The sequence below is a fragment of the Microbulbifer okhotskensis genome (genome assembly GCF_023895975.1).
GTDB classification, from domain to species: Bacteria; Pseudomonadota; Gammaproteobacteria; order Pseudomonadales; family Cellvibrionaceae; genus Microbulbifer; species Microbulbifer okhotskensis.
This window is the reverse complement of sequence record NZ_JALBWM010000112.1, coordinates 1-12,752: the sequence shown is the minus strand read 5'-3', so window position 1 is coordinate 12,752 and position 12,752 is coordinate 1. Positions and strand designations below refer to the sequence as shown.

Below are 12,752 nucleotides of genomic sequence, written 5' to 3'. Positions count from 1 at the left end.
TATCTGGCCGTGGTTCCTACCTATTTCGCCCCCTAAAACTGTCCGAAGTATTGTCAAATAGACAATTAATAAACTCCGAAACTATTTAAACTGCCTATCATCTGATTATGTGGCGTAGTGCTTTCAAATAAGATTGATTAGGCAGATACATTTTTTTATAGATTCTTTATGGATTCCGGGGAGCCCAAGGTTTGAGACATCATTAATGGTATCAGTAGCCGAATCTCTGTAAAACAGGTTCATGATGAGGTTTCACGATCTCCTCGATAATACAAAATGCTATTTGGATAAAAGATGATACTTTTTGCCAAGCCAAATTCCCTCTAATCCAACTCCACCAACCTCTGCATCAAAGGAAAATACAGCGCACATCGAATATTCCGCTCCCCTCTCGCATAAAAGAGCTTCCGGTAATTCTCCAGCTGATTCCGATATTGCTCCAGCTGAGCCACAATAAACTCTTCCTGGCTTTCCTCTCCGCTGGGCTCAGCGGTTTTGTAGTCGACAATCCAGCGGGTGCCTTCGTTATCGATAAAGGTACGGTCCACAATAGAGCGTCGCAACTGTCGGCCGCCGCTGTGGAGTTCCAGTTCGCAGGCGGATTCCCTTAATGAGCCATCCAATAGCCAGCGGCCGGTGGGGCAGTTGAGGCTGTTGCGTACGGCGATTTCTACTTTCTCGGCGGCGCGGTCCAGGCTGGTGGCGGATAGCCCCAATTGTTTTAGGCGCAGTTGCCATAGGGGGCGTTGGGCTTCCAGTTTGGTGGGTGTCCAGTTGTTGATATTGGTCTCGGCAATGGTGGCGAGGGTTTCGTGGGCTACGGTGCCGGCGTGTTTGAGCCAGCGCAGGGCTACCTGGCCCAGTTCGGGAATATTGTCTTCTTCCTCTGTTTTGGGCTGGTAGTCTGGCATGCGGTATTGGGCCAGCCATTCCTGCCGGGGCATGGCCTGGGCTTGCCATTGGTTGGGTAGGCACAGCAGGTAGTCGTGATCTCTGCTGGCATCTTCCTGGTTGAGCAGGGGTTCTTCTGCTTCCAGCCAGTGGCACCAGTCGCTTTCCTGGTGATGCAAAACACTGGGCCAGATGCCGGCGAGTAGGGCGGCGCTGCCGGGGGCTTTTAGGTGGCCCTTTTTTTCATCTCGGTTGATGCAGGCTAAAAGATGCAGCGAGCGGATAGCGCGGGTGCAACCTACATACAACAGGCGCGTGCCTTCCAGGCGTTCGCGTTCGCTGTTGTCGTGCTTCAGGTATTCAAAAACCGGGTCGCGGCCGCCGCGTGCATTTTTGGGGGCGAGCAGGAAACGGCTTTCGCCTTCGCGGTTGAGCCATTCGCTCCAGCGCAGCAGTTGATCACTGCCGGGTTTACCACCTTGGTCCAGGCCTGGGATCAGTACGTGTTCGAACTCCAGCCCTTTGGATTTGTGAATGGTCATTACCTGCACTTTGGCATCCTGGGCGGGGCGGGCGTAGAGCTGTTCCAGGGCGAGGGTGAACTGTTGCCAGTCGGTAATGGCGCCGCCGGTATCGAAGGCTTCTAATAATTGCAGAAAATCCTGCACATTATTCAGGTCGGACTTTTGCGCTACGGTGGCGGGGCCGCCCAGTTCCAGCCAGAGGCCTTCAATCCAGGTGCGCAGGGGTTTGCGGCCGCGCTGCTGCCAGGCGTGCAGCAGTTTGGGGGCCACTTGGGCCAGGCGTGTGCGCCCTTCATCGCTGAGTAGGGCGATATCGTCCACTTCCTGCAAGGCCATTAATAATGGGCGTGCGCTGGTATCGGTTACGGTGATATCCCCATTGCCCCAGTTGGCCAGGGTGTAAAGGTCTGGCAGTTGCAGTCCGCACCAGGGGGCGCGGAGTACGGCCAGCCAGCTGATTCGATCGCTGGGGTCGAGTAGGGCGCGGGTGAGGCTGAGTAAATCCAACACCACCATTTTACTGGCGAGCGGCGCCAGCTCTGGGGCCTGGAAGGAGATATTGGCGGCGCTTAGGGCCGGCAGAATTTTTTGCAGGTGTTTTTTCTTGCGCACCAGAATGGCGATGCGGCTTTCCGGATCTTGCGCTTGTAATTGCTGCACCAGTTCAACCGCTTGAGTGGCTTCGCGGTTGCGGTCTTCGTCATCGATGCAGCCGTAAAAATTCACCGAGGGCTCGGCCCATTTGCTGCCTTTAAACGCTTCGGATTGCAGATAGCGCACGGCCCCGCGCCCGATATTGTCCGCTTGCGGAAATGCCCTTTGGAAAGTCTCGTTGACCCAGTTCACCACCGCACTTTCGGAGCGGAAATTTACCTGGAGGTCGAGGGCTTCCAGGGGCACTTCACCGATACCGCGTTCGCGCGCATCCAGGAAAATACCCACGTTGGCATTGCGGAAGCCGTAACAGGATTGCATGCCGTCGCCGACAATAAATAGGGTGCGGCCGTCTCCCTGCTGCCAGCCGGCAGTGAGTTTTTCCAACAGTTGTAGCTGGGTGTGGGAGGTGTCCTGGAATTCGTCCACCAGAATATGCTGGGTTTGCAGGTCCAGTTTTAGGGCCAGGTCTGTGGGGTTATCGCTATCGCCCAGGGCGATCAGAGCGGCTTGGGCCACTTCGGTATAGTCGGTGGCGCCCAGCTGCTGGAAGACCAGCTTTAATTCGGCGACTAACTTGGGCAGTACCTGGGCGAGTCCTTGCAGCAGTTGCCACTGGCTCTGTTGCAGTCCGCTGGGGAGCTTGCCCACTTCCCGCAGAGCGGAGAGCAGCGGTTCATTGCCGGCCAGTTCTGCCAGCAGGTCTTTCATGCGCTGCTTGTATTCTTCGGCGATGGGGCGCTCGGGATCTTTTTTATCCGGCAGGCCAAAGCCGAGTTTTTTATTGATGCCGCCGCCTTTGCGCAGATCACCGGTGGTAGTGAGGAGCAGGCTGCCGAGGGCGAGCCAGGCGGGCAGGCCGCTGCTGTCTGTGCTGGGGAAATCGTCCAGTTCGGCGAAGAGGCACAGGCCGTGGCTGGGGTTCCCCTTTTGTAAATTGCCGCCGGCATAACTGGCTAGCTCCAGCAGTTCCCCGGCGACACTGCGGAGGGCTGTGGTGAGGTCTTGCAGTTTTTCTGCCACCAGTTCGTCGATGACAAAATGGAAATAATCCTGGGCGCCGTCGAAGTTGACGCTCAAAAGTGGGCCGAGCCATTGCTCGCGCTTATCCAGCAAAATACGCAGTAGCTTATTGAGCTGGCCCAGGTCGTTGTCCAGGTGGAGCAGTAGTTGCTGTAGGTCTGCGTCTGGGGTTTCGCCATCGAGGTGGTTGAGCAGGTTCACCACCGCCAGCTCAAAGGCGATTTGGGTGCGCTCCAGGGGTTCACCCGGTGCGCCCAGGCCGCTTTCGATCGGCAGTTGGCTGGCGAGGCTGCGGCAGAGGCCGTCGATGGTTTGAATGCGCAGGCGCTGGGGTGTTTGCAGCAGTTCCCATTCCAGTTCGCGATCCCGCTCCAGCAGGGCGCGGGCTAAATCCCAGGTGATGGCATCGTGAGGGTTGTCTGGCCGGGCTTGGTCGCGGGCACTGTGCAGGGCGTCGATCAGGCGCTCGCGCATTTCACCGGCGGCTTTGCGGGTGAAGGTAATGGCCAGCACTTCTTCCGGTTGCTGGCAGGCGGCGAGCAACTTTAATACGCGCTGGGTGAGCAAGCCGGTTTTACCGGAGCCCGCCGGGGCAGAAACGGCAAAGCTGCGACTGATATCCAGGGCTTGGCTGCGGGCGTCAGCATCGATGGGGCGGCGCAGGGTGGGAGTGGTCACAACTTCGTTCATTCGGTTATTTGCTCCCTTTCCGGCCAGCGGTTTAGGGGCCAGAGTTCACTGTTGTTATCGGTGGGGCGATCAAAGGCGAGGGTGGCGATACCACTGCGATATTCGGTGGCGAGGGATTCCAGGCTGTAGCGCCAGTGCTCCACCAGATTGCTCCAGGTGCCGTAGGGGGATTCCTTTTCCGTATCGCCCACGGCTTTAATGCCGGTAATGGGGTGCTCCAAATCTCCGCAGCCATTCCATTTGCAGTCGCCATTGCGCACCTGGCCGAAGGTGATGGCGTGGGCGTCCGGTTGGAAGAGGGCGTAGAGCGGCAGCTGGGGTTCGCGGATGCGCAGGCTTAGCCAGTCGCGAATACTGGGGACGCCGGTTTTGTAATCGATCACCAGTTGTTCGCCGCTGGCGAGTTGGTCCAGCCGGTCCAGGCGCAGGTTAAAGTGCAGCCCGCCGATTTCCACGGCTTGTTCCCATTCGACTTTCTCTACGGAGAAATTGGGCCTGTCCAGTTCCACGGACAGCCATTGTTGCAGCAGACGCTCCAGGCGCTGCTTTTCCATGGCCCAAAATCCGATCGGCAAGTGATTGTATTTTTTGCGCACACTGCCGAGGGAGCGCTCCACTGCGCGTTCGATTTGCGCTTGGCGTTGCTCATCGTCCATAGCTTGCAGTTGTGCGAGGGTGCCGCACTGTTGCCAGAATTCCGCCAGCACCTGGTGCACCACATTACCGCGCTCGGCGGGGCCGAGGCCGATATCCGGTTGGGTAAAACTGCTGGCGCCGAGGCGGAAACGCAACTGCGCATTTAACGGGGACAGGGCCTGGGCCTTGAGCACCGAAGCTCCTCCGCGCACCCGTTCGCATTCAGCGGGTGTGAGTGGCGGTAGCTTTTTGTCTTCGACTTTTTCCAGCTGACAGGCTTGCGCCAGTTGGCTGTAGTGATTGTGCAGGGCGCCTTCGGCAAAGTGCTGGGCTTGTTGCGGGCTTTCAAACAAGCTGCTCAGTCCCTGCTGCACACCGTCTTCTTCGCAGGTGTAACTCACGACGATATCGCCGCTGGCATTCTGCAGGTCGGCGGTGAGTTCGCGGGCCAGTTCCAATTCCCGCTCGGCGCTGGCGCGGGGCATCTTCCAGTGTTTTTGCCATTGAATCGGCAGCAACGGATTGGGTGCCGGTGCCGGCGGCCATTGCTGTTGGCCGAAGCCGACCAGGCGCAGGTGATCGAAGGCGAGGCCGCCGGCTTCCAGTACCCCGAGAATTTGTAGGGGGCCATCGCGGGTTTCCGCTTGGAAGGGGGTGCGGCTGGCAATCTGACGCAGCAATTGCAGGGCCTGGGTGAGGGTAAGGTTGCCACCGCAGGCGCTGAGTGCGGCAAACTCTTCCAGGATGGATTCCCATTGCATCAGCTGCTGGTATTCCTGGCTGTCCGGGTTGCGTGTGCCCGGCCAGCCCATGGCTTTCAGCGTTTCGGAAAAACGCGCGGCCCAAATTTCTGCGGGGGCTCGCTGCCAGCGCCGGGCGCGTTCGGCCATTTGCTCCAGCTGGCGGGGCAGTTGCGGCGATTCCAAGTGGAGCACTTCTGCAGTGCGCTCGGCCCAGTAGCGCAGGGTTGCGCCGTCGATGCGGCGAAGTTCCAGTTTTTGCAAACGGCGGAACAGGGCGCTGCGCAGCCAGGTTTCACTGTCGTCGCCCCAGAAAGGGCTGAACAGGATGTTTTGCAATTGAGGGTAATCCCATTCGTCTTGCAGTAGCGATAGCAATTGCAGGGCGGCGCTACCGATCGGTGTTTGCGCCAGGGGCGTACCGGCGGAGAAGTTAAACGGCAGTGTGTAGCGCGGTTGCTGCGGGTCCAGGTATTGGGGTTCAAGCACGCGGGAAAATACCGCTTCCACCTGGGCGCGGCACTGGCCCAGGTTGTTCACCACTATGCCGACGCTGTGGCCGGGGTTTTGTGCCAGCTTCTGCCCGGCCCAGTGTGCGGCCTGGTACAACTCTTCCTCTAAATTGGCGCAGGCGGCTGCGGATACTTCACTTTGTTGGGTAAGGCCCGGCCTTTCATTAAGGGCTGCGGCACCTGCGTGAATCAGGGCATTGGCGAGGGGCGAAATCTGGGCAAAGCCGGCGGTATCAATTTGCGCGACGGGTTCCAGAATGCCTTCCTGGAAGGCGCGCAAGATCAGTTGATCGCGCTGGTCTGGCGTGATGGCGCTGTGGGCCTGAAGCTCAGTGGCAAAGGCCTTGATCATGGCGCACAGCGGCAGTTCGTCGCTGCGCATAGAGAGTGCGAACTGTTCCAGTAGGGGAGTTAGCGCCTCATCTATTTGCGAGAGATCGGAGATCAGCTGCCATTGGAGCAGCTGCGCCAGGGCACTATCGGCATCCCGGCACAATTGCTGGCTGTTGAGCAGTTGCCGATCCAGGGATTCATCTAAAGCGCGCTGCCAGAGTAATTGCCGCTGCTCGCGATTCAATACCTGCTGCAAGGTGGGTTGCCAGTTGCGCTGTTGCAGCTGGAACCAGAGCTTGTCCAGCCAGCTGCGCAGGGATTCCACCGGCGGCGGCATCCAGCAGGCACCGGGCGACTGCTGCGCGGCAAACACCTGTTGGCAGCGGTTGCGCAAACGGTTGTTGGGGGTGAGCAGCAGTCCGCCGGGGGGCAGCTGCGCAAATATTTCGAGAGCGGGAAATGCCGGCTTCAGCATGAATTCGGGTACCGGTTAGGGCTTGTTATTGGGGGAACGGTCGCGGTTTGTGACGGAGCTGTCAACTGTGTTGCTCGGTTCTCATCATTTTGGCGATCTTAGGTGTTGGAGGCGAGGGGTTCGGCAACTGGGGCGAACTCGCGGAAGGCCTGTTCTATATTGCCGGTTAGATCGACCGTACTGGTGATCAGGCGGCCGGTGTTTGGGCTATCTGGCAGTATCAGTTTGAGTTCTTCCAGCCACCAGCGTACGCGCCGGGCGATGGCTTCGCCGGAATCCAGCCATTGGATTGAGCGGGGGGCGAACTGGTCGAGTTCTTCTCGCAGCAGGGGAAAATGGGTGCAGGCCAAGACGGCAATATCCACTTGATCGCCGCCGGCGGTATGGAAGACGCGGTGTAATACCGGTTCCAAATCCTCTGCGGTGACGGCTTCACCGCGCAGCTTGCTCTCTGCCAGATACACCAGTTCCGGTGCGGGTACATTGATCACGCGATTGCCGTTGGCAAATTGCTCGATCAACTCGCGGGTGTAACGGCGGTTAACGGTGCCTTCGGTGGCAATCAGGGCAATAGTGCGGGAACGGCTGGCGGCAGCGGCGGGTTTCACGGCGGGTACAACGCCCACCACGGGTTCCTGTAGGGATTCGCGCAGCTGGGGTAGGGCCAGGGTGCTGGCGGTGTTGCAGCCCACCACTAAAATATCGGCCCCGCAGTGTTCCATCATGGCCTGGGCCTGCTGGACTATCCGGGGGCGTAGTTCCTCTTCGCTTTTATTGCCGTAGGGGTAAAAGCCGTTGTCCACACCCAGATGCAGGGTCAGGCCCGGTATCAGGCGGCGGATTTCCCGCGCAATGCTGATGGCGCCCACGCCGGAATCAAAGATCAGGGCGCTGGGGACAGGGCTTTCTGGGTGGGCGCTATGTTTGTGCATGCGTTCTGGAGTACCAACATCGAAACCAATCTCCCAAGAATACCCTAAAATCTTATAAAAATTACCGTTGAGACTTGCGGAGAGCGGCACCTTTTCTAAGGTGGCGGTATTTTTTCTGGCGCTAAAGCCTATTCGCTCGCGGCCTGGTCTCAGTACTTTCAATCGCCAAGCTGGTAAGATGGCCATTTTGAACCGGCCAATTTCCGGTCATGCCAGCCGCGATTATCTCCCTGGCGAAATCCTGATGATTATTCCTCTTTCCGGGTCTGGGAGTACCACCCTATGCCAGCGTTTCCGCTGCAATTGAAAGCCGATTATGCGGTGATGGCGGTTGTTGCCATCTTATTTTTACTGGGCCTTGTGTTTTGGTTGGCGCGGGCTGGAAGTCGCCGCACACTGATGCAGGCCGAAGCTACCCTACAGGTGGCCCAGGCCCGTATCGAAAGTGGTCGTGAACGGGAAACCCAGCTGGGCATAGAGGTGGAATCCTTGCGTACAGAGCTGGCGGTCAAGTTGCAGCGGCTTACTCGCAGCCAGGTATTGGTAGAAAAAGGAGAGTCGGCCTTAGTAGAGCAGCGCAAGCTGATGGAGCAGATGCGTGTCACCATGGGCGAGCAGTTTGAGAATCTGGCCAACCGTATTTTCGAAGAAAAGCAGCAGAGTTTCGTGCGCCGCAGTGAGGACAGCTTGCGTAAGAGCCTCGATCCACTGGAGCGCCAGATGGGAGATTTTCGTAAGCGGGTAGAGCATGTCTACGACCGCGAGAATGCGGAGCGCAACAGCCTGCTGGGGCAGATTAAGGCCCTTCGTGAGCAGACCCAGCGCATCAGCGATGAGGCCCTGAACCTTACCTCGGCACTGAAGGGGGACCGCAAGATCCAGGGCAACTGGGGTGAAGTGGTATTGGAGCGCTTACTGGAGGAGTCTGGTCTGCAGAAAGGGCGTGAATACGAAACACAGGTAACCCTTACCAGCGATGGCCGCAGGCGCCAGCCGGATGTCATTGTGCGCCTGCCGGAAAATAAAGACCTGATTATCGATTCCAAGGTCTCCTTGGTGGATTACGAACGCTACAGTTCAGCCGAGACCGACGAGGAGCGCACCCAGGCCCTGAAGCAGCATGTAAACTCCCTGCGTGCTCATATTACTGGCCTCAACAAGAAAGCCTATGAGCAGTTGGAAGGCGTGCGAACCCTGGACTTTGTCTTCATTTTCGTGCCTATCGAAGCTGCGTATATGCTCGCCATGCAAGCGGACCCAGACCTGTTCCGTTTTGCCTACGAGAAGCAGATAGTCCTCGTGAGCCCCACCAGCCTTATGGCGACCCTGCGCACCGTAGAGAACATCTGGCGATACGAAAAGCAAAACAAGAATGCGGAAAAAATCGCCGATGAAGCCGGCAAGCTACACGACCAGTTTGCTATGGTACTGGAATCGTTGGACCTTTTGGGTGACCGGATTCGCCAGGCAGACGATGCCTACCAGCAAACTTATAAGCGATTGGCCACTGGCCGAGGCAATGTAGTGAAGCGGATTGACAGCCTGCGTAAGCTCGGCGCCAAAACGCGTAAACAAATATCCTCCCAGCTGCGTGACGGGGCTGAGGGTTCAGGACAAATGACACTTCCTCAGGAAGAGGGAGTTGCTGCAGAAGATTAATTTCCTATGGAAAATATTGCCTTTGCTCTACTGGTTACAGGCCCGATTTTTTTGATGATAATCGGTGGGTATTTGCTAGCCAGGCAGGGGATGCTGCGTAAATCATTTTTTGATGATGCAACGGTGCTGGTTTTCAATATTCTGTTGCCGGCGTTGTTGTTCGATAGTCTTTACTCCTCCAGCGCAAAACCTTCACATGAAGCGCCCCTGTTGATCGCAGGGGTCCTTGGTACTTTTGCAATAATGCCCATAGCCTGGTTGACGGCCAGGCCGATTACGGTGAAGGATCGCAGTGCGTTTATTCAGGGAGCCTTTCGTGGAAACGTTGCTATTGTGGGCCTTGCCTGGGTGGAAAAAGCCTTTGGGCCTGCGGGGGTTTCACATTCTGCTGTACTGGTTGCCGCACTGACTATCCAGTTCAATATTTTCGCGGTAATGTTGTTCGTTTTTTACAATGAAGAGAAAGAATTCGGCCCACGCCTGCTGCTAACCGAACTGGTAAAGAACCCATTACTTATCGGAGTTTTCCTGGCGATATTGTGTCGAGTACTGAATATCAAAGTCCCACAAATGGTGCTTGATACGGTTAAAATCCTTGGCTCTGCGAGTTTACCTTTGGGGTTGATTTGTATTGGTGCCAGTATGAAATTGGGCCAGTTGCTACGCAGTTCGACAACAGCACTGACATCCTCGCTGCTCAAGTTGATAGTAGTACCCATACTTTCGGTAACCATTGGTTGGGCCATGGGCATGAGCCCTACTTATTTGGGATATTTGATGCTGATCACAGGTTCACCTTGTGGTATATCAGCCTTCGTGATGGCCCATACCATGGGCGGCAATAGCCAACTAGCGGCCAATATTATTGGCCTCAGTACAGTGCTCTCTGTTATTTCGGCCAGCATAGGACTGGCGCTACTTAAGGTGTATATTTAATGACTGTGTTTCCTACTTGGCTGCTGGTTCTTGCAGCTTTAATCATCTTTTTTCTCGCGATTGTGGCTGGTTTCTACTTGCGTAAACTATCGATTGCACAGAAAAAGCAGGCTGTACAGCTAGCCGAATTAGAGCAGGCTGCTGAGGATCAGCGTCAAAGGGTTAATGACAGTATCCAGATTATTGCGCGTACCTTACTAGATGATGGGATAGGTCTCACAGAGGCTTCTATAAGAATCCGCGTTCTGCTGGATTCATTGCAGGTTGGTCAGGACGTGAAGGAAGAGTTTGTTGCCTTCTATACTATCGCCGAAAAAACCAGTCATATTCCCATTCTGCAGGATTGGAAAAAGTTACCTCGCAAAGAGCAGTTCCAGTTTGAGCTGGAGATGGCCCAGGTAGAGGTGGACTATAAAGATTTTGCGATGGATGCAGCCAAGCGTATTGCGGGCCGCTCTTTCTGATAGTGGGCCCTGCAGTTGCTCACTGCACTGTGTCCCTATTTGTTTTTGAAGCCGGTAGACAAGGACCTGTTTGCTGGTTTTCGAGTGAATATAGTCTCAGCTCTGCTTCAAATCCACTTTCCAATTTCTCGTTTCGTTAGGTGTTTCAGGTTTTTTCCTGCGCCAAGTATATTAATAGTTGCGATAATTCTGCCTTACTAATTTCTGTTAATTTCTGCTAATTTCAGTGAATCCATTTGTGTGTAGATTGTTTTCCCGGTTAGCCAGGTTGATTTTAGGGGTGGGGAAAGGGGGTAGGTTGAGATTTTTTTAAATTACTTATTGGACATTTATCTGTGAAACAGTGTGAATATTGAGGCAATAAAATCACTTGCGAGTGAAATGGCAGGTGATCTTAATCAGAATAAAATGGAGCCTTATGCTGAATCCTTGATGTCAGTCATATCAGGCTTGGATAAACCAGAAAGGCAAGCAAATGCGCTGCGCACTATTGAAAGTGTCTGTCATGTAAAAGCATACGGCGATTTGTTTCTGGAAACTTTGCCAGGCTATGAATGGTTGGATAAAGTCAGCAAATTGCGTCATTTGTGTTGCGAGCAACAAAATCAAAAGGAATAGTGCTGTCAGCGAAGTGTGTCAGTCTATTCTTTTGTCTGTGTTAGATTTAATGAAATGAGGTTCAATACCTTTATAAAGCTCAAAGACCTGGTCAGATATGAAATTAATCGATCCGATGAGCAGCGATATAAGTCGGAGGGGTATTGTATCTACTGGAGCAGCTCCACTAAAAGCTACCCCACTGAGGAGGATAAGGTTTTCATAGCTCCCTATCCTGATTTTGTTGAGGAGAAAGATGAAGATGTTGAACCCAGTGAGGTAACTTCATTGGGTTTGTCCTTGGTGTATCGCGATGAGTTGGTTTAAGGTGTGATAATGAATTCAGTTTATCAAAAGATAGATGTCAGTATCGATATTATATGTGAGGCGGCTGATTATTACAGCCGGGTAGATTGTTTTATGGATGTTGATTGAAAATATTACAGAGAGCTAGGCAGGCCGCCCGCTTGTAGTGGTCTAATACTTCCGGACATTCGGGTAAAATCTTGAGTAGATAAATGAACCCGACGAAATTTGTTTCATCAAGCTTGATCGCCAAACTCTGCGAAAAGGTGTCTACACGGATGATGGTTATGAATTCCGTCAGATATTTAATATTCAAATATCACGGCACGTTACAGAATACCGAACACAGGTTTTGTTTGATGAAAATGGCCGACGGTTTGTGGCAGACTTTCCCGAGGAGGCCGCCCGTTCAACGCAGTATGGTGCCAGCGTCAAAGCCAATTCAGTTTATATGTCGATATTTCAGATGATTCCCTGCGAGCGTATTGACAGATATTTCGCCGAGTTACTTGATACACCCATCAGTGCTGCCAGTATTTATAACTTCAACCTGGAAGCCTTTGAGCGACTGGCCTTTTTTGAGCAAGTAGCCAAGTCTGTGCTACGCCAAGAAAGAACCCTGCATGTTGATGAAACCGGTATCAATGTAAATGGTAGCCGCCTATGGCTACACAATGCCTCAAGTATTTCCTGGATATTGATTGTGCCACATGGAAAGCGTGGCAACGAGGCTACAGAAGAAATGGATATATTGCACCATTATAGTTGAATGCAGGAGGTATTCTGGGCCATGACCATTTACCGTTATGCAATGTGCTTGCATGCCCTGTGTAATGTCTGGATTCCCACCATCGGAAGCTGATGAATTAAAATAAAAAACGTAGCGGAATAGCTCGAAGTAGATCTAGCAACCTCTTGGAGCGATTACAAAAATACGAACGAGATATTTTTCGCTTTATGGGTAATCAGGATGCACCCTAGGCTAACAATTAGGATGAAAGGGATCTTCGTATGAGTAAGGCCCAGCAAAAAATATTGGGCTACTTTCGCTCTATGAGAGGGGCTAAGATTTTTTGCCGTATTCGTAGTTATCTATCCATCTGCAAATAACATGGTGTTGGGGAAGCGCTGGAAAGTCTGTTTTCAGGAGTGTGACCTGAATTTATTCATAAGAAAATGGTGGCACTTAGGATATCAGCTGAGTAGTTACGTTTGAAGTTGATGAAGTCGTAACTATTCAGCACTAACCTCAAAAAATTTGAATTTTTCCAATAAAAACCTAGGCCACTCCCCGTTAAGAAGTTGCGTTAATGCTTCTCCGGGGTCGACATCATTTTTCTGACAGGTCAACAGGTAAGAGCGAATAAGGCAGAAGGCTCT

The 12,752-nt window shown here is 53.9% G+C and carries 9 protein-coding genes; 6 read left to right on the top strand and 3 right to left on the bottom strand.

From position 1 onward, the window contains the following. Positions 1 to 323: 323 nt before the first annotated feature. From MO867_RS17830 to murI, 3 genes are all read right to left on the bottom strand, one after another. Positions 324 to 3,782 (bottom strand): UvrD-helicase domain-containing protein, encoded by a 3,459-nt coding sequence (locus tag MO867_RS17830; protein WP_252471677.1) that lies wholly within the window; start codon positions 3,780 to 3,782, stop codon positions 324 to 326. Continuing rightward, entirely contained in the window at positions 3,779 to 6,478 is a 2,700-nt protein-coding gene (locus MO867_RS17825; RefSeq protein WP_252471675.1) for a PD-(D/E)XK nuclease family protein, read from the bottom strand. The genes MO867_RS17830 and MO867_RS17825 overlap by 4 nt, the downstream gene beginning before the upstream one ends. Before the next feature lie 98 nt (positions 6,479 to 6,576). Then, a complete protein-coding gene (gene murI / locus MO867_RS17820; RefSeq protein WP_252471673.1) occupies positions 6,577 to 7,596 on the bottom strand; it encodes a glutamate racemase in 1,020 nt (339 codons plus the stop codon). A 96-nt stretch (positions 7,597 to 7,692) separates the two neighbouring features. Between murI and MO867_RS17815 the strand changes: the two genes are divergently transcribed. The 6 genes from MO867_RS17815 to MO867_RS17790 all read left to right on the top strand — a co-directional run bounded on the left by MO867_RS17815 (position 7,693) and on the right by MO867_RS17790 (position 12,141). Further along, positions 7,693 to 9,069, top strand: coding sequence for a DNA recombination protein RmuC (locus tag MO867_RS17815; protein ID WP_252471670.1), 1,377 nt, complete (start codon positions 7,693 to 7,695; stop codon positions 9,067 to 9,069). A 6-nt stretch (positions 9,070 to 9,075) separates the two neighbouring features. Then, positions 9,076 to 10,005 (top strand): AEC family transporter, encoded by a 930-nt coding sequence (locus tag MO867_RS17810; protein WP_252471668.1) that lies wholly within the window; start codon positions 9,076 to 9,078, stop codon positions 10,003 to 10,005. Continuing rightward, positions 10,005 to 10,469, top strand: a complete 465-nt coding sequence (locus tag MO867_RS17805; protein ID WP_252471666.1) for a DUF2489 domain-containing protein — start codon at positions 10,005 to 10,007, stop codon at positions 10,467 to 10,469. Before MO867_RS17810 ends, MO867_RS17805 begins: the two co-directional genes overlap by 1 nt. A gap of 345 nt (positions 10,470 to 10,814) precedes the next feature. Further along, positions 10,815 to 11,087, top strand: coding sequence for a hypothetical protein (locus MO867_RS17800; protein ID WP_252471664.1), 273 nt, complete (start codon positions 10,815 to 10,817; stop codon positions 11,085 to 11,087). Positions 11,088 to 11,141: 54 nt separating this feature from the next. Beyond that, positions 11,142 to 11,393: a hypothetical protein gene (locus tag MO867_RS17795; protein WP_252471662.1), complete on the top strand. Its 252-nt coding sequence runs from the start codon at positions 11,142 to 11,144 to the stop codon at positions 11,391 to 11,393. A 331-nt stretch (positions 11,394 to 11,724) separates the two neighbouring features. Continuing rightward, a complete protein-coding gene (locus MO867_RS17790) occupies positions 11,725 to 12,141 on the top strand; it encodes an IS66 family transposase (RefSeq protein WP_252471659.1) in 417 nt (138 codons plus the stop codon). Positions 12,142 to 12,752 lie beyond the last annotated feature (611 nt).